This window comes from Sphingomonas sp. (assembly GCF_041661885.1).
Classification (GTDB): domain Bacteria; phylum Pseudomonadota; class Alphaproteobacteria; order Sphingomonadales; family Sphingomonadaceae; genus Sphingomonas.
Genome location: NZ_JBAZTL010000001.1, coordinates 447,571 through 465,148, shown reverse-complemented (window position 1 = coordinate 465,148; position 17,578 = coordinate 447,571). Strand labels below are relative to the sequence as shown.

Sequence of the window (17,578 nt, the reverse complement as noted above, 5' to 3'; positions counted from 1 at the left end):
CAATCCTGCGACCGCTCAATGGCCGGAACCGCCATCCTCATAGATGACCCGCCGGAACTTGCCGATCAGGGTCCGCATATGCGCCTGGACCGCATCGAACTCCGCACTGCCATCCAGCACCTTATTGTCGGCGGCGCGGGAAGCTGCGTCGGGATAATCGCATTCCCAGACGACATCGGCGAAATCATCACGCCCGCCATCCTCCAGCCCGCGCTTGATCTTCAAGACACGGCCCGGACGCAAGCCCAGTTTCACGCGCACATCGCTGGCATGGAGCCGCCATCGATAGACTTCCTCGGCCTTGCCGGGCAGCGCGTAATAGAAATTCTGCACGACGATATGCTGAACCGGCTCCGCCGATGCCGCATCGCCGGCCTGCGCGACACATCCCAGGGCGAGCATCAGGCAAAGGATATAACTGCGCGCGCGCGTGGCGATCATGCGGGGGATCCTTAAGCCGATATTTCCCATATGAAACTCGCTCGACCGAGTCTGCCGCCGGACGATACCGTGTTCCGCATAGTGGCGGAAGAACCCTGGCTTGCCGCCGGTTCGATGGACACCGGGATAAGGTGGTTCACCTATTGCAGGTCATCAATGCAGAGCAGGAAGTTCCCCCACGCGTTCAAGCTTGAGGCGGTGCGATTGGTCCGCGAGCGTGGCGGACGCGGCGCGCGCTTGCCCTTGGTCCGGCTGGTCAAATGAAACGCCCCGCAGCGATCGCAACGATAGGGCCGCAACACAAGCCCGCTCGCCTGTGCCCGCACCAGTGCATCCGCTTCCGATCCGAACCGCATTTTTCGGCGACAGACGCTCAGTTTGGTGCGCGGCACGCAACAGCTCCCAGCGCGAGCGTTACGCCGCGCGCGCCGCCACCCAGGCCAGCCACAACCACCCGGCGATCAACAACACGCCCCCGATTGGCGTCACCGCGCCCAGCCAGCGGGGCGCGCCCAGCGCCATCAGATACAGCGTGCCGGCGAATATCGCACCGCCACCGATGAACAACCAGGCCGGCCCGCGCGCCGCCATCCGCCATGCCACCAGCGCCACGACCGCGTGGATCAACTGATAGTGCGCGCCGGTCTTCAGCCATTCGGCGGCCTGACCACTTGCGCCATGCGCGCCGAACGCGCCCGCTCCAACCGCAATCGCGCCCGACAGCGCCGCCAGAAGGGCGATCCAGTTCATCCTGCCTGCTCCTCGCTTAGCCCGGTGCGTTGATCTTGCGTAATCATGATACCGCGCGCCGCACGAATATCGCCTGACTCATACTGCACGCGCAGGCGTTCCTTGTCATTGCGGCGATAAATATCCTCGGTACGGTCGATCTCGGCATGGTCCACGCCGATGCTCTCCAGCGCCATGCGCCCCATCTTCACCGCCGATTCGAGCACTTCGCGCACCACGCCATCGACCGGGGAGCCCTTCAGCTTGATCACCGCGCGGCGATCGAACGCGCGCACATAGATCGACGCTTTGGGAAAGGCGTTGTGGACGCCTGCCACGAGATCGGGCGAAATCTGGTCACCATCCATGCAAAACAGGATCAGCTCCGCCTCGCCCGCGCCCGCCTGGCGCAGCAAATCCAGCCGCGTGCCATCGCCATAATAGACCTTGGCGCCAAACTCGCTGGCAACATCGATCATCTCGATATCGGTATCGATCAGCGTGACCGGCACGCCTTGCGCGATCAGCATTTGCGCCACCGTCTGGCCGAAGCGGCCATAGCCGACGATCAGCGCATTGGCGCCGTCGGCCTTGGGGCCGTCGCGTTCGCCCGCAACAATCGGCTCTTCGCGGATGCGCTGCGTAATCCTCATCAGGAACGGCGTCGTCGCCATTGAGAGCGTGACGATCGCACCGAACAGGCTCGCCGCCTCGGGCGCGATCAGGAAAGCGCGTTGCGCCTGCGCGAACAGCACGAAGCCGAACTCGCCGCCCTGGCTGAGCAGCAAGCCGAGCGCGAGCGCGGCGCGCCACTTCATGCGGAACGCCATGCCGATACCGAAGATAATCACCGCCTTGGTCGCAATCAGCGCCAGCGCCATGCCGATCACGAACAACGGCCGCTCGGCGATCGCGTGCAAGTCGAGCATCATGCCCACCGCGAGGAAGAACAGGCCGAGCAGGATCGAGCGGAACGGCTCGACATCGGCCTCCAGCTCATGGCGATACGGGCTGTCCGCCAGCATCACGCCGGCGACGAACGCGCCAAGCGCGGTCGACAGGCCCAGCGCTTCCATGATCGCAGCCGCCGCCACCACCGTGAACAAGGCGGCGAACACGAACATCTCGCGCTCCCCCAGATTGCCGATGATGCGGAACAGCGGCCGCAGCAGGAAGCGACCCGCCAGCACCAGCCCGGCCACCGCCAGCACGGTCGACAGGAACAATTGCCAGCCCGGGGGCCCATGCGTATCCGCCGGATTGCGCGACAGCACCGTCACCAACGTGATGAGCGGCACGATCGACAAATCCTGGAACAACAGGATCGAAAAGGCGCGTTCGCCAAAGGGCGTGCGCAGGCGCCCCGCCGATTGCAGCATCGGCAGCACCTGCGCGGTCGAGGATAAGGCCAGCGGCAGACCGAGAACCAGCGCCGCCGACCAGGAGAAATGCACCGCCGCGACGAGGCCGGTCACCGCCAGCCCGCACAGCACCACCTGCAACAGCCCGAGCCCGAAGATTTCCTTCTTGAGCGCCCACAACCGCGACGGATTGAGCTCCAGCCCGACGATGAACAGCAGCAGCGTGATGCCGAGTTCCGCAACGCCGATCTTGGATTCGGCATTGCCGACCAGATGCAGCACTTGCGGGCCCGCGACCGCGCCGGCGACGAGATAGCCAAGCGTCGCGCCGAGGCCGAAACGGCGGAAGATCAGGACGAAAACGAGCGCAAAGCCACCGAGGATGACGCCATCGAGCAGCAGCGATTCGTTCATGCCCGGGCCTTTGCGGCGGCAGCGGTTGCGTCGGCGGCAGCTTCGAAGGCCAGCCGGATCGAGGCATGACGCGCGCTGTGCGGCAGCGCGGGCGTGAACAGTTCGAAACCGGGCCAATCGGGCAATGGCCCCTGCCCTGCCAGCCACGCGGCCAGCGCATCGCGCGCCACGGCGATCTCGGCGGCGGACTTGCCGATCACCGCCGCGCCCATCAGCGACGACGACGCCTGCCCCAGCGCACAGGCGCGCACCAGCAGACCAAGCTCGGATACGCGCGCCTCAGCATCGACATTGACATCGACCGTCACCCGGCTCCCGCAGATCGGTGAGCGCTTTTCCGAGGTGCCCATCGGCTCCGCCAAGCGTTGATGATGCGGGATCGTCGCGGCGAGCCGCAAGATCTCGGTGTTGTAGAGCGGCGCGTTCATGCAGTGGATGTAGGATATGCCGGGGGATTCGTCACCCCGACGTTGGTGTGTTCCGCGCGGCTTTGCTAGGCCCCTAGCAACGGAATGCGCTATTCGCCCGTGCGATCCGCCTCGTTCGCGTTCGCGCCATGCCCAAACACCGGCTCGCCCTTGCGGCGGCGATCGACGAAATCGGCGATGCTGGCGCTGGTGCTGTTGAGCAGCGGATAGACCTTGGCCGAGGTCAGCCATTCCGGACGATGCGCGGGGCCGCCGCTGACGGTGTCGGTCATCAGCACCACCAGCAAGAACGCCAGGCTGGCAAGGATCAGGCCCTTCAGCGCGCCAAAGCCAAAACCGAGCGCGCGATCGACCGGCCCCAGCACCGAATCGCGCGTCCGCGCGCCAATCGCCCGTGCGACCATGCGCCCGCCATAATACATGCCCCCGGCGAGGATCGCGAAGGCCAGCACCGCCGCGCCCGTTGTCGTGCCAACCACGCCGGTCAGCGCGTGCGTCAGCGGCACATGGAACAGCTTGATCGCAAACACGATTCCAACCCAGGCAAAGAGCGAAAGCACTTCGGTGACGAAGCCGCGTGTGATGCCGAGCGTGGCGGACCCGCCAACCGCGAGCAGAACCAGAATATCAAGGGCAGTAAGATGCATGGTACGCGTCTTACAGGCGTGGGACGGTGGAAGTCGAGGGGGTGGGCGCGGGGTTGGCGGGGGTTTACGGAGTGCGGGCCTCGCCTGCGACTCTATTCTTGCCCGTATGACTTCCCCCTCTTTTCCTTCCCCGGCGAAGGCCGGGGCCCAGGAGTAGAAGGTTTGCTTGAGGGCCAATCGCCTGCTTGCCCCTGTCATCACGACCAGGCCCCGGCCTTCGCCGGGGAAGGAAGAATGGGAAGCAGATAAGGAGAACTCACCGCCCCAGCATATGCTCCACGAAGCTCGCCAGCGTGCCGAACCCGGTCAGCTTCAACCCGCTCTTGTCATCCGTCACCGCAGCCGGCAGCAGCGCGCGTTCGAAGCCAAGCTTGCCCGCCTCTTTTAATCGCAATGCCCCGTGCGCGACCGGGCGAATCTCGCCCGACAAAGCCAGTTCCCCGAACACCACCGCATCGGCGGGCACCGGTCGCTCCGACAGCGCCGAGACCAACGCCGCCGCGACCGCCAGATCAGCCGCCGGGTCCTGCACGCGGTAGCCGCCCGCAATGTTGAGATAGACTTCGCTCGACGAGAAACTGAGCCCGCAGCGCGCCTCCAGCACCGCCAGCACCATCGCGAGGCGCCCGCTGTCCCAGCCGACCACCGCGCGTCGTGGCGTCGCCCCGCTCGCCAACCGCACCACCAGCGCCTGGATTTCGACCAACACCGGTCGCGTTCCCTCCAGCGCGGGGAAGACGGTGGTGCCGGTCACACCTTCCTCGCGCTGCGTCAAAAACAAGGCGCTCGGATTGCCGACTTCCGCCAGCCCTTCCGCCACCATCGCGAACACGCCGATTTCGTCGGTGCCGCCAAAGCGGTTCTTGATCGCGCGCAGGATGCGATATTGATGGCTGCGCTCGCCTTCAAAGCTCAGCACCGTATCGACCATATGTTCGAGCACGCGCGGGCCCGCGATGCTGCCATCCTTGGTGACATGGCCGACCAACACCACCGCCGTGCCGCGTTCCTTGGCGAAGCGAATCAGCTCCTGCGCCGAGGCGCGCACCTGGCTGACCGTGCCCGGCGCGCCCTCGATCAAATCGCTGTGCATTGTCTGGATCGAATCGATCACGAGCAAAGCGGGCGGCGTCGCCTGCCCAAGCGTGGTGAGAATATCGCGCGTCGAAGACGCCGCCGCCAGCATCACCGGCGCATGGCCCAGCCCCAGCCGCCGCGCGCGCAAGCGCACCTGATCCGCCGCTTCCTCGCCCGATACATAAGCGACCGGGAGGCCGGCCAGCGCCATCTTCGCCGCCGCTTGCAACAACAGCGTCGATTTGCCGATGCCGGGATCGCCACCGATCAGCGTCGCGGACCCTTCGACAAACCCGCCGCCGAGCGCGCGATCGAGCTCGGCAATGCCCGAGGCAAGCCGGTCGGGCAGCGTAATTTCGGCATCAAGGCTGACAAGCTGAAACGCCCGCCCGCCACCTTGCAAATTGTGCTTGGCCTGAAACGGGGTGACGGTGGCGGGAGCCTCCTCGACCAGCGTGTTCCATTCCGCACAATCGGCACACTGCCCTTGCCAGCGGTGCGACACCGATCCACAGGACTGACAGACATAGCGCTTCTGGGGTTTTGCCATAGGCGATCTAATAGACCGCGAACGAATGCAGAACAATATGGCTTGCGGAAACTATGCTGGACGAACGGCTCGCCCAGCATGGTTCCAAGTTTTGCAGGCTATCCGCGCGCCGGAATCGCCAGGCCGCGCTGCACCGCCGGGCGGGCAAGGCCACGCTCCAGCCACGCCTGCACATGGGGAAACCGGTCGAACTCGACCAACTCGCCCGCGCCGTAGAAATCGACCAGACCCCGCACCCAGCCAAGCATCGAGATATCGGCGATGGTATAATCGTCGCCCAGAAACCAGGTCTTGCCGGCCAGCACGCCATCCATCACGGCCAGAAGGCGCTTGACCTCGGTGAGGTAGCGGTCGCGCGGGCGCTTGTCCTCAAAGTCCTTGCCAGCGAACTTCACGAAAAAGCCAAGCTGGCCGAACATCGGGCCGACGCCCCCCATCTGAAACATCACCCACTGGATCGCGTGCCACCGTGCGGCTGGATCACTCGGCAGGAATTTTCCGGTCTTCTCGGCGAGATACAACAGGATCGCGCCCGATTCGAACAGGGCAAGTGGCTTCCCGCCCGGGCCATCTGGGTCGAGGATCGCCGGGATCTTGCCATTGGGGTTGAGCGATTCGAAGGCGGGCGTGTGCTGGTCGTCCTTGGCGAAATCGACGAGGTGTGGTTCGTAAGCGAGCCCCGTTTCCTCCAGCATGATCGACACTTTCACGCCGTTGGGCGTGGGCAGCGAATAGAGCTGCAGCCGGTCGGGATGGGCAGCGGGCCAACGCGTGGTGATGGAAAAAGCGGAAAGATCGGTCATAGGTGCAAAACTCCTTCGTCGCGGGAGATAGTCATCCGCGTACACCTTCGCTATGGCCCCGCATGATGGAAGCTTCCGATCTCCGTGTGGCCCTGTTCAGCGGCAATTATAACTATACGCGCGATGGCGCGAACCAGACCCTCAACCTGCTTGTCGGCCATCTGCTCGGTCGGGGGGTGAAGGTGCGAATCTACGCGCCCACCAGCCGCACGCCCGCCTTCCCGCCAACGGGCGATCTGGTCAGCGCGCCCTCGATCAAGATCCCCTTGCGCGGTGAATATAAGCTCACGCGCGGCATGGGAAACCGCGTGCGGCGCGATCTCGATGCCTTCGCGCCCAACATGATCCACGTCTCGGCACCCGACAGGCTGGGCCACAAGGCGCTCAATTATGCCGAAAAGCATAACATTGCCCGCGTCGCGTCCTACCATACGCGCTTCGAGACCTATATGAGCTATTATGGCCTGGGTTTCCTGGTGCCGCCGATGATCGGCATCCAGAAACGCTTCTACAGCCGGGTCGACGAAGTGCTCGCCCCCAGCCAGATCATGGGGGAAATCCTTCATGACTGGGGTGTGCCGACACCGGTGACGCGCTGGTCGCGCGGGGTCAATCACGATCGCTTCAATCCGGCCAAGCGCGATCTTGCCTGGCGCCGCAGCCTAGGGATCGGCGATGACGAGATTGCGGTCGGCTTCCTCGGGCGGCTGGTCAAGGAAAAGGGCCTCGACGTGTTCGCCTCCGCGCTGCGTGCGCTCGAGGCGCGCGGCGTGAAGCACAAGACGCTGGTGATCGGAGAGGGCCCCGCACGCGACTGGTTCGCCAAGGAGGTGCCCGATGCGGTGTTCGCCGGGTTCCAGTCGGGCGACGATCTTGGCCGCGCGGTTGCCTCTATGGATGTGTTCTTCAACCCCAGCCTGACCGAAACCTTCGGCAACGTCACGCTGGAGGCGATGGCGGCGGGCGTGCCCGTCGTTGCCGCCCGCGCCAGTGGTGCCGTTGGCCTGATCGCCGACGGCGTTACCGGGTTGATTGTCCCTCCGACCGATATCGAGGGCTATGCCGATGCCTTGCAGCGTTTCTGCGAAGACGATGCGTTCCGCCGCAGCGCGGGGGCGGCCGGCCACGCCGAGGCGGCCACCTATCAATGGGACCGCATCAATCAGGTCGTGCTCGATACCTATCTGAAGGTGCTCGCCCGGCGCGCGGCCACCCTTCCCGCGGGAGAGGGGCAAGGCGCTTAAAGCGCCGCACCGCCAGTCATACGTCAGCGGGCCTTCGCGAAAGGCGAAGGAATGGCAAGGCACCGGCGCAAAAGCTGGAGCCGTGTCATGGCTACAGTCGCTCGATCTTCTGCGCGGCCTGATCGATCAACGCGACCACCTCGTGCAGTGTTTCCTGTGCCAGATCTTCACTGCGGAGCTTGTGCAGCAGGACCTCGCGCAAGTTTCCCATCGCGCGCCGTACCGACGCGCTGTCGGTCCGCGCGCGTTCGGCCCCGACCTCGGCCAGCCGCGCGAACAGCGCCTCGACCAATGCGGCATTCTCGGCGAGATGCGTGGTGCCAGCCTCGGTCGCCGCGAACAGCTTTTTTGCGCCCTCGGCCTGATGCGCCTCGATCAGCCCCATGTCGTCGAGCAGCGTCAGCGTTGGATAGATAACCCCCGGGCTCGGCGCATAGGCCCCGCCCGTCAATTCCTCGATCGAGCGGATCAGGTCGTAGCCGTGGCGCGCTTCATCCGCGATCAGCTTGAGCAGCACCAGCCGCAGTTCGCCACTGTCGAACATTCGCCGACCGCGCGGCCCACCGCGCCCTTCGCCATCGCCCCGGCCATGCCCGTGACCACGCCCGAAACCGCCGCCAAAGCGTCCGCCCAACCCCATGCCCATTCGGCCTGGATGGCGGCCATGCGCGCCGCGCTCCCCGCAGCCGCCCCGTTCTACAAATACAAACATATCGCTTCTTTCTTATAACAAGATAGCACTAAGATATATCTTTATCGCATCGATGCAAGGGGCGGGATGGAAATTCCTTGTGATGGGTATGACACTGCGATCCCGCGCGGTCGGCGCGCGACTTTCCTCCGCCCGACACGCCGCCGAGCGAGACCGGTTTTACGCCTAACTCTTCCCTAACGGCCCAAGGCTGAGCCTGGGCTGCTCAACCCTCGCGAAACCCTGCGGCCAGAAACCGTTCCGGCAACGGCGCCTTGGCGACGATCGGCTCCTTGCCCGCGCGCGGCACGGTCAGCTCGGCGGCGTGGAGCAGGGTCGCGCCCACGCCCTTGCCGTAAATCGGGTCGCCCATCACCGGCGCGCCCAGCGCCTCGGCGGCATGAACGCGGATCTGGTGCGTGCGCCCGGTTTCGGGAATGAACTCGACGAAACTGCGCCCGTCCCTCACTTCGATCACCCGCCACGCGGTCCGCGAGGGCTTGCTGCCTTTGGCACCCAGCGGATCGCCAACCATCCGCCAACCCGTCTCGATCGTGCTGACCTTGGCCAGCGCCAGGTCGATCAACCCGCTCTCGCCCCCGACGACGCCATCGAGCACCGCGAGATAGCGTTTGCGCACCAGCCCCTGTTCGAAGGCCTGTTGCAGCTTGGCATGGGCCTTCGGGTTGCGCGACAGCAGCAGGCAGCCGGAAGTATCACGGTCGAGCCGATGTACCGGCACCGGCCAGCGCTTGAACCCGAAGGTCAGGCCGTCAAGATGGTTTTCGAGGGACAGCGACCCGTCGCGCGGACGGTCGACCGGGAGGCCGGCGGGCTTGTCGATGACAAGCGCTTCGCCGTCGAGGAAAAGAACATGATTTGCGAGCATGTGCGCCTCTTGCCACCGCGAGCGCCGACATGCCAGACATTGTGCCGATGGTGAGTGGCGGGATATCGGGGATTCAGCTCGCAGCGCGGAGGCGTGTCCTGCTGCCCGCGCTTACATTCATCGCCACCGCCGCCCCGGCCAGCGACCTTCCCCCACCAATGCCCGATGGGCGAATGCTCGGCCACTTGCCTTATTCCGAAGCGGCGCGGATCGATCTGGTCGCAACACCGCCGGGTTTCGCGCTTGGGCTGCCGTGCCTGGTGCATCGCGACGTTGCGCCTGACCTTGCCCGCCTGTTGACAGCAGCTTCCCTTGCCCCCGGGGTCGGCAAGGCGTTGCGCGGAGTGTCGTGCTTCCGCGCCATCGCGCACCAACGCTCGGTCTTCTGTCGCAATGCCCTGCCTGGTGTGTGCGGTGATCCGCCGCAGCGCGCGCGCTTTGTCGGGCCGCCGGGCTATAGCGAACACGCCACCGGCTATGCGATCGACTTTGGCGTCCGCCCCTCATCGCCCGGCTGCGCGGACGTGGATGCCTGCGTCTCGGCGACGGCGGCGGGCCGTTGGTTGCTGGCCCATGCCGCCGACTATGGCTTCGAACTGTCCTTCCCCTATGGCAATGCACAGGGTGTGACGTGGGAACCCTGGCACTGGCGCTGGGTCGGCGCGCACGTCAATGTGCCGGGGGCCGCGCGTGCGCGCCTCGCTTTCGCGCGCGCACGCGCGTCGTATCCGGCAAGTCCGGGTGTGATGGACGTCTCCGATGCGTGGCTCACCGCCTCGGCACCGACAGCGCGCCCCGCCATCGCCGAAAAATTCCCCGCGATGCCGCCAGCGCCGCTTCTCGGCCCGGCAGCATCACGGGGAACAGAGCTCACGCGCTGAGTTTGGCGGCTGTTTCGGCGATGCGCTTACCCTGATAGCGCGCGCCGGCCAGTTCTTCCGCTTCGGGCTGGCGGTTGCCGTCACCTGCCGAGATCGTGGTTGCGCCATAAGGCGACCCACCGCGAACCTTGTCGACGCCCATCTGATCCTGGAAGCCATAGTCAAGGCCGACGATGGTCATGCCGTGGTGCAGCAGGTTGGTGATGATCGAGAACAGCGTCGTTTCCTGTCCGCCATGCTGGCTGGCGGTCGAGGTGAAGGCACCACCGACCTTGCCGATCAGCTTGCCCTGGAACCACACGCCGCCGGTGGTATCCAGGAACGAGGCCATCTGACTCGGCATCCGGCCAAAGCGCGTCGGTGCGCCAACGACGATCGCGTCATAGTCGGCGAGCGCCTCCGGGCCCTCAATTACCGGATACGCGCTATCGGTCTTGAAATGGGCGGCTTCGATCACCGCCTGCGGGGCGGTTTCGGGTACGCGGCGGATGTCCACCTCTGCCCCACCCGAGCGCGCGCCTTCGGCGACAGCCTCCGCCATCTGTTCGATATGGCCGTAGGACGAATAATAGAGAACGAGAACCTTGGTCATTGAGCAGTCCTTCTTGGTTAGTCCCCTCCCGCGTGCGGGAAGAGCTGGGGAGAGAGAAATCGGTTATTCCGAATCGACGAGCACCAGTTCCGCATCTTCGAGCGCGGTGATCGTCACCGTCTGGCCGCCATTCATTGCGGCACCGTCGCGGGCCTTGAAGGCTTCGCCATTGATCTCGATCGATCCGGTCGCGGGCACCAGATAAGCGTGCCGGCCAGGCAGAACCTCGTGCGTGACGCTCTCGCCTGCCCGTACCATCGCGGCGAGCACGCGGGCGTCGGCGCGGATCGGCAATGCCTCAACATCCTCGGCAAAACCGCTGGCGAGCGTCACGAACCTGCCCGACCGGTCATCCTTCGGGAACGGCTTTGCCCCCCAACTGGGTGCCCCCCCGGTCCGCGTCGGCTCAATCCAGATCTGGAACAGCGTCGTCGTTTCGTGTTCGAGGTTATATTCAGCGTGGCGCACGCCCGTACCCGCGCTCATCACCTGCACGTCGCCCGCACCGGTGCGCCCCTGATTGCCCATCGAATCCTGATGCGTAATCGCGCCCGTGCGAACATAGGTCACAATTTCCATGTCGCGGTGCGGGTGCGGCGGAAAGCCGCTGTTCGCGGCGATTTCATCGTCATTCCATACCCGGATCGCACCCCAGCTCATGCGGGCAGGATCATAATAATCGGCAAAGGAAAAATGGTGGTGTGCATTGAGCCAGCCATGATCGGCATGGCCCAGACTCTCGAAAGATCGCTTCTCGATCATGACCGGTCTCCAGCGGAGGAAGGATGTTGCGGCCAAGATAGGGCCTGCGATCGATCGGTAAATGGAAACGCTGGAAACCTATCGTTTCACCACCTAGGTTATGGCGCGCCGCTTTGGAGGGATTTCACATGCGCCTGCCCGACCTCGAAGCCTGGGCGATCTTCGCCAGCGTCGTCGAGCATCGCTCCTTCAGCGGCGCAGCAGATGCGATCGGCGTGTCCAAGGCAACCGTGTCCAAGGCGGTGACACGGCTCGAAACGCATCTTGGCCAGTCCTTGTTTCACCGCACCTCGCGCCGCCTTTCGCTTACCGAAAATGGCAAGGCGCTGGCCGAACATGCCGCCCGTATCCTGGCCGAAGCCAATGCCGCCGAAGAAGCCGCGCACGCCGCCGCCACTGCGCCGACCGGCCTGGTCCGCGTCGCCGCGCCGATGTCGCTCGGCCTGATCGCCATTGCGCCTGTGATTGCCGACTTTCTCGTGCTGCATCCCGGCATCACGATCGACCTGCACCTGTCGGATGCACGCGTCGATATTGTTGCGGAAGGCATCGACATTGCCCTGCGCATCGCCTCCCTGCCCGACAGTTCGCTGCGCGCGCGCAAGCTGGCCGATATCCGGATCAACCTTGTCGCGGCCCCCGCTTATCTCGCCGAACATGGCCGACCGACGCACCCTGGTCAGCTCGGCGAGCATCGCTGCTTTGCCTATACCAACGTCACCGCGCCGTGGCGCTTCGTTGGCCCGGACGGGACCGAGGTGTCGGTGCGTCTGCAAGGTCCGCTCGCCACCAATAGCGGCGAGGCCATGCTTCCGGCGCTACGGCGTGGCCTGGGTATCGCGATGCTGCCCGACTTCATCGTCGATGAAGACATCGCGACCGGTCGGCTTGAAACGATCCTGGAAGACTGGACACCCAATGGCGGCGCACTCCACCTGATGACGCCGCCCGGCACGTTGCGTCCGGCCCGGGTCGAGGTGCTGATCGCCTATCTGACCGAGCATTTGAAGACGCTGTGTTCCGTAAAATCCCGTAAGTGATTCCCCACGACTCGTGGATTAAGGCCGCTTAATGTGAAATTAACCTTTTGCCTTCATCACTGATGAGGTTAATGGATTGTGAGGCAAGTCGGACCGCAGGGGGTGCCGAACGCCTGACGAAAAACGGGGAACGCCCAGATGCGCGTATTGCTGATCGAGGACGAGCCGACGACCGCCTTGGCGATTGAGCTCATGCTGACCACCGAAGGTTTCAACGTCTATAAGACGGATCTGGGCGAAGAAGGCCTCGATCTCGGCAAGCTGTATGATTACGACATCATCCTGCTCGACCTCAATTTGCCCGACATGCACGGCTATGACGTGCTCAAGAAGCTGCGCGTCGCCCGGGTGCAGACCCCGGTGCTGATCCTGTCTGGGATCAACGAGATGGACTCGAAGGTGCGCAGCTTCGGCTTCGGTGCCGATGATTACGTAACCAAGCCGTTCCACCGCGAAGAGCTGACCGCGCGCATCCACGCCGTCGTTCGCCGCTCAAAGGGCCATAGCCAGTCGGTCATCCGTACCGGCAAGCTCGCGGTCAATCTCGACGCGAAGACGGTCGAAGTCGATGGCGCGCGCGTGCATTTGACCGGCAAGGAATATGCGATGCTCGAGCTGCTGAGCCTGCGCAAGGGCACCACGCTGACCAAGGAAATGTTCCTCAACCACCTGTATGGCGGCATGGACGAGCCCGAACTCAAGATTATCGACGTGTTCATCTGCAAGCTGCGCAAGAAGCTGTCGATGGCGTGCGACGGTGAAAATTACATCGAAACCGTCTGGGGTCGCGGCTACGTCCTGCGCGAACCCGAAGACATGCTGACCTCTGCCGAAGTCGCCTGATTTCGAAAGCTTTCCCGGCTTGTCCGGGAAACGGGCCGCGACATTGGGGGTGTCGCGGCCTTTTTATTGATCTCACCCGGACCAGCCAAGACCGCGGCGCGTCACTTCCGCACCCACACTTTCTCCCCGCCGACCCAGGTCTGCTCGACCTTGGTCGCCCGCAATTCACTCGGCGAAGCGAGCAAGGGATCGCGGTCGACGATAATGAAATCGGCGCGCTGCCCAACGCCCAGACGCCCGAACTTGTCCTCGGCAAACCCGGCATAAGCTGCCGCGCCGGTAAACGCCCACCAGGCCTGTTCGCGCGTAACCCGTTCCTCCGGGCGCCAGCCGCCGAATGGCTGACCATCGCCATCCTGCCGGGTAAACGCCGCTGCCCAGCCCGCGAACGGATCGGGCTTTTCAACCGGATAATCCGACCCAAAGGCGAGCGGCGCGCCATTCTTCAGCATCGAGGCCCAGGCATAAGCCCCCGTCAGCCGGTCGGAACCCAGCCGCGCTTCGGCCATCGTGCGGTCGCTCGTCTGATGGATCGGCTGCATCGAGGCGATGATGCCGTTTTTGCCGAAGCGCGAAAGATCGGCCGGATCGACAATCTGCGCATGTTCGATCCGCCAGCGTCGATCGCCCTTATAGGTCCCGACCAAGTCGTCGATCGCGTCCAAGACTTCGGCATTGGCACGATCGCCAATCGCATGGACCGCGACCTGATAATGGTCGAGCGCGGCGCGGCTCATGTAATTGCGCAGCACGTCGTCGGACAGGAAGCCCGCGCCCGATTGGCCCGGCGCGTCGCTATACGGCTTTTTCAGCCATGCCCCGCGCGACCCGAGCGCGCCATCGGCATAGAGCTTCACCCCGCCCATGTGCAGCTTGTCGCCATAAAGCCACGGCGTCGGCCCGGTGCCGCCAATCCGCACCGCCGTATCCACCCCCATCGCATAGCTCATGACGCGGACGCGCAAATTCCCCGCGTCACCCGTGCGACGATAGGCAAGCCAGTCATCCAGACTGCTGCCCATGTCGGCGGTCGCGGTAATGCCGTAGCTCAGCAGAATTTCCTGCGCTTTCAGGAACGCGAAATCGCGGTCCTTGGGCGAAGGCTGTGGCACCACCTTTTCGACCAGCGCCTGCGCCGCATCGACGAACACGCCGTTGGGCTGGATGCCGGTTTTCTCGATCCGCCCACCGGGAGGTGCGACCGATTTGGCGGAGATGCCCGCCGCCTTCAGCGCCGCACTGTTCCCCCAACTGGCGTGACCATCGGCACGCTCAAGCCATACCGGGCGATCGCTAACCACCGAGTCGAGATCAGTCGCGGTCGGGAAGCGGCCAAGGTTCCACACTTCCTGATTCCATCCGCCACCGATGATCCATTTCTTGTCCGGATTGGCCGCAGCATAGGCCGCAATCTGCGCCTTCGCCTCGTCGAGCGACTTGGTTTCCGATAAATCCAGCTCAAGCGCACGGAAGCCCAGGTCCACCACATGCCCGTGTGCATCGACGAAACCGGGCAACAACACCTTGCCATGTTCGTCGGCGCGCCAGTCGAGCTTCACCGGTCGCTTCTCATTTTCCGCCAGCAGTTTGACGACCCTGCCATCGGGCGAAATCACGAGCCCGGTAAAGCGCACAACCTTCCCATCCTGGTCGAGCGTGATTCCGTTGACATTGTCGACCAGCGCATCGGCAAACGCCGTCGTCGGCAGCGAAAAAGCGGCGAGAAGAAGCACCGCACGGCGGGAGAAGGATAAGCTTTGCATGGACAAAGCGATAAGCAATGTTCCTTCGTCGCGCCAGATGGTCTAGGCGCGCTGCCAACTCCAATCGTGCCGCGCGGATTGCGGCGCCGTCATTCGCATGACGCGGAGCAAAGCAGATCAGCCCGTGGACACCTCCAGGGCAAACGGAAGATAGAATGGCCACGCACACTCGCCCCGCGCCCGAAACCCTCCCCGTCACGCTGGCCGATGTTCAGGCCGCCCATGCGCGCATTGCCGACCAGATCGTGCGCACGCCGACCTTCATCAGCAAGACGCTGTCGGAGCTGACCGGTGCGACGGTGTATCTGAAGTTCGAGAATTTGCAGTTCACCGCGGCTTATAAAGAACGCGGCGCACTCAACACGCTGCTGCAATTGCCGGCTGGAACCAGCGGTGTCATCGCCGCCTCGGCTGGCAATCATGCGCAGGGCCTGGCCTATCATGCCAACCGGCTCGGCATCCCCGCCACCATCGTGATGCCGACCAACACGCCGACGGTAAAGGTGACGCAGACCGAAGGGCACGGCGCCACCGTCGTGCTGTTCGGCGATACCTTCGACGCCGCTTATGCCCATGCCCGCGAGCTGGAGGTGGCGCGCGGGCTTACCTTCGTCCACCCGTTTGACGATGCGCGCGTCATTGCGGGGCAAGGCACCGTCGCCATCGAAATGCTGCACGATGTGCCCGTCATCGACACCTTTCTCACCCCGATTGGCGGTGGCGGGCTGATTTCGGGCATGGCCGTTGTGGCTGCCGCCGCCGATCATCCGGTCGAGGTCATCGGCGTCGAGGCGGAACTGTTTCCGTCAATGTACAACCGCATCAACGGCACCGACATGCCCTGCGCGGGCGACACTCTGGCCGAGGGCATCGCGGTGAAGGAACCCGGCGCGATCACCTCCAATATGGTGCGCGCGCTGGTCGATGACATCGTGTTGGTCAGCGAACGCAGCCTGGAGCAAGCCGTCAGCCTGTTGCTGCAAATCGAAAAGACCGTGGTCGAAGGCGCGGGCGCTGCGGGGCTTGCCGCCTTGTTGCAACACCCCGAGCGGTTCGCGGGCAAGACCGTGGGCGTTGTGCTCTGTGGTGGGAATATCGACACCCGTCTGCTGGCGAACGTGTTGCTGCGCGACCTGGCGCGGTCCGGGCGGCTGGCACGGCTGCGGATTCGGTTGCAGGATCAACCCGGCGCATTGTTCAACGTCGCGCGGATTTTCGATGCAGAACGCGTCAACATCATCGAAATCTATCATCAGCGCGTGTTCACCACCCTGCCCGCCAAGGGCCTGATTACCGATGTCGAATGCGAAACGCGCGACCGTGCGCATCTCGACCGGTTGATCGCAGCATTGCAGGCCGGCGGTTATGAAGTGAGCCCGGTCGAACTGGCGTGACGAAGTGAATCGGGCGTGCGACCAACCGCACGCCCCGGTCTTCCGGAATGGATTGCAACGCTGCATTATAGATGGATCGTGAACGATCCGTCGTTTTCGGCGTCGCGTTAACCACCAATGTTGGTAAAGCGGCTTTTCATCACGTTCCATCCGATTCATAACAGGGCCACGAGCCGCCACAGCGACGGCGCACTCCAAGGTTCAAGGAACGATACGCGGTGACAGCGCCATTTCGCTTTCCAAGGTTCTTCGTAACAAGTCCGTCGCCATGCCCGTATTTGCCGGATCGGCAGGAGCGGAAGGTGTTTACGGAATTGCGCGGCGAGCAGGCCAGCGACTTGAACGACGCGCTCGGTCGCATCGGCTTTCGCCGCAGCCAGTCGGTCGCTTACCGGCCAAGCTGTGCTGGATGTTCGGCGTGCGTGTCGGTCCGTGTCGTAGCCGCCGATTTCGTGCCCAATGCCACGCAGCGCAAACAAGTCCGCAAGAATGCCGATCTGGAAGTATCCGCTTGCCGCCCCTGGGCGACCGACGAACAGTTCCAGTTGCTCCGCCGCTATCTCGCCGCGCGTCATCCGGGCGGCGGCATGGCGGACATGGACGAGGGCGATTATGCCGACATGGTCGAACATTCCCCGGTCAACAGCTTCATCGTTGAATATCGCGAACCCTCGCGGCACGGCGAGCGCGGCAAACTGGTCGGCGCCTGCCTGACCGACCAGCAAGCCGACGGCCTGTCGATGATCTACAGCTTTTTCGATTCCGAGCACGCCGAGCGTCCGGGGCTCGGCAACATCATCATCATGGACCATATTCTGCGCGCCCGCGCGGTCGGCCTGCCTTATGTCTATCTCGGCTATTGGGTGAAGGGCTCCCCGCGCATGGCCTATAAGGTCCGCTATCGCCCGATCGAGGCACTGGGGCCAACCGGCTGGGCATTGCTGGTCGATGAGGATGCAAGTTACAGCCCACCGACCGAAAAATATGAGGTGGTTGCCGAGCAGATGGTCAGCCTGCGCTAACCCACTC

At 64.1% G+C, this 17,578-nt stretch carries 18 protein-coding genes; 6 read left to right on the top strand and 12 right to left on the bottom strand.

The genetic code is table 11. The features are described from left to right. Positions 1 to 15 precede the first annotated feature (15 nt). The 7 genes from WC704_RS02340 to WC704_RS02310 all read right to left on the bottom strand — a co-directional run bounded on the left by WC704_RS02340 (position 16) and on the right by WC704_RS02310 (position 6,450). The gene (locus WC704_RS02340) at positions 16 to 441 is read right to left on the bottom strand and encodes a hypothetical protein (protein WP_372888370.1); all 426 of its coding nucleotides are present in this window, start codon (positions 439 to 441) and stop codon (positions 16 to 18) included. Positions 442 to 855: 414 nt separating this feature from the next. Continuing rightward, positions 856 to 1,191 (bottom strand): DUF423 domain-containing protein, encoded by a 336-nt coding sequence (locus WC704_RS02335; RefSeq protein ID WP_372888369.1) that lies wholly within the window; start codon positions 1,189 to 1,191, stop codon positions 856 to 858. Next, positions 1,188 to 2,945 carry a cation:proton antiporter gene (locus tag WC704_RS02330; protein ID WP_372888368.1) on the bottom strand — a complete coding sequence of 586 codons (1,758 nt, stop codon included), beginning with the start codon at positions 2,943 to 2,945 and terminating at the stop codon, positions 1,188 to 1,190. The genes WC704_RS02335 and WC704_RS02330 overlap by 4 nt, the downstream gene beginning before the upstream one ends. Beyond that, positions 2,942 to 3,373, bottom strand: a complete 432-nt coding sequence (locus WC704_RS02325) for an iron-sulfur cluster assembly scaffold protein (protein WP_372888367.1) — start codon at positions 3,371 to 3,373, stop codon at positions 2,942 to 2,944. The genes WC704_RS02330 and WC704_RS02325 overlap by 4 nt, the downstream gene beginning before the upstream one ends. Before the next feature lie 89 nt (positions 3,374 to 3,462). Beyond that, on the bottom strand, positions 3,463 to 4,020 hold the full coding sequence (locus tag WC704_RS02320) for a CvpA family protein (protein ID WP_372888366.1): 558 nt from the start codon (positions 4,018 to 4,020) through the stop codon (positions 3,463 to 3,465). Between the two features lie 256 nt (positions 4,021 to 4,276). Further along, positions 4,277 to 5,647, bottom strand: a complete 1,371-nt coding sequence (gene radA, locus WC704_RS02315) for a DNA repair protein RadA (protein ID WP_372888365.1) — start codon at positions 5,645 to 5,647, stop codon at positions 4,277 to 4,279. Between the two features lie 98 nt (positions 5,648 to 5,745). Further along, positions 5,746 to 6,450, bottom strand: coding sequence for a glutathione binding-like protein (locus WC704_RS02310; protein WP_372888364.1), 705 nt, complete (start codon positions 6,448 to 6,450; stop codon positions 5,746 to 5,748). 65 nt (positions 6,451 to 6,515) lie between these two features. Between WC704_RS02310 and WC704_RS02305 the strand changes: the two genes are divergently transcribed. Further along, entirely contained in the window at positions 6,516 to 7,694 is a 1,179-nt protein-coding gene (locus WC704_RS02305) for a glycosyltransferase family 4 protein (RefSeq protein ID WP_372888712.1), read from the top strand. 91 nt (positions 7,695 to 7,785) lie between these two features. Here the strand turns inward: WC704_RS02305 and WC704_RS02300 are convergent, their stop codons facing one another. Both WC704_RS02300 and WC704_RS02295 read right to left on the bottom strand, forming a co-directional pair. Continuing rightward, positions 7,786 to 8,340, bottom strand: a complete 555-nt coding sequence (locus tag WC704_RS02300) for a PadR family transcriptional regulator (protein ID WP_372888711.1) — start codon at positions 8,338 to 8,340, stop codon at positions 7,786 to 7,788. Positions 8,341 to 8,611: 271 nt separating this feature from the next. After that, entirely contained in the window at positions 8,612 to 9,274 is a 663-nt protein-coding gene (locus WC704_RS02295; RefSeq protein WP_372888363.1) for an RluA family pseudouridine synthase, read from the bottom strand. Positions 9,275 to 9,303: 29 nt separating this feature from the next. Between WC704_RS02295 and WC704_RS02290 the strand changes: the two genes are divergently transcribed. Then, positions 9,304 to 10,155, top strand: coding sequence for a M15 family metallopeptidase (locus WC704_RS02290; RefSeq protein WP_372888362.1), 852 nt, complete (start codon positions 9,304 to 9,306; stop codon positions 10,153 to 10,155). Here WC704_RS02290 and wrbA read toward each other — a convergent pair. Then, positions 10,145 to 10,747 (bottom strand): NAD(P)H:quinone oxidoreductase, encoded by a 603-nt coding sequence (gene wrbA / locus WC704_RS02285; protein WP_372888361.1) that lies wholly within the window; start codon positions 10,745 to 10,747, stop codon positions 10,145 to 10,147. The two genes, WC704_RS02290 and wrbA, sit on opposite strands and share 11 nt — an antisense overlap. A gap of 63 nt (positions 10,748 to 10,810) precedes the next feature. Continuing rightward, positions 10,811 to 11,509 (bottom strand): pirin family protein, encoded by a 699-nt coding sequence (locus WC704_RS02280; protein ID WP_372888360.1) that lies wholly within the window; start codon positions 11,507 to 11,509, stop codon positions 10,811 to 10,813. Positions 11,510 to 11,637: 128 nt separating this feature from the next. Between WC704_RS02280 and WC704_RS02275 the strand changes: the two genes are divergently transcribed. Together WC704_RS02275 and ctrA are read left to right on the top strand one after the other, a co-directional pair. Beyond that, a complete protein-coding gene (locus WC704_RS02275) occupies positions 11,638 to 12,549 on the top strand; it encodes a LysR family transcriptional regulator (protein WP_372888359.1) in 912 nt (303 codons plus the stop codon). A 138-nt stretch (positions 12,550 to 12,687) separates the two neighbouring features. After that, positions 12,688 to 13,392 carry a response regulator transcription factor CtrA gene (gene ctrA, locus WC704_RS02270; RefSeq protein WP_372888358.1) on the top strand — a complete coding sequence of 235 codons (705 nt, stop codon included), beginning with the start codon at positions 12,688 to 12,690 and terminating at the stop codon, positions 13,390 to 13,392. 101 nt (positions 13,393 to 13,493) lie between these two features. Here ctrA and WC704_RS02265 read toward each other — a convergent pair whose 3' ends face one another. Then, on the bottom strand, positions 13,494 to 15,155 hold the full coding sequence (locus WC704_RS02265; RefSeq protein WP_372888357.1) for an amidohydrolase: 1,662 nt from the start codon (positions 15,153 to 15,155) through the stop codon (positions 13,494 to 13,496). Between the two features lie 155 nt (positions 15,156 to 15,310). Between WC704_RS02265 and WC704_RS02260 the strand changes: the two genes are divergently transcribed. Further along, positions 15,311 to 16,549, top strand: coding sequence for a threonine ammonia-lyase (locus WC704_RS02260; RefSeq protein ID WP_372888356.1), 1,239 nt, complete (start codon positions 15,311 to 15,313; stop codon positions 16,547 to 16,549). 218 nt (positions 16,550 to 16,767) lie between these two features. Continuing rightward, on the top strand, positions 16,768 to 17,571 hold the full coding sequence (locus WC704_RS02255) for an arginyltransferase (protein ID WP_372888355.1): 804 nt from the start codon (positions 16,768 to 16,770) through the stop codon (positions 17,569 to 17,571). Positions 17,572 to 17,578 lie beyond the last annotated feature (7 nt).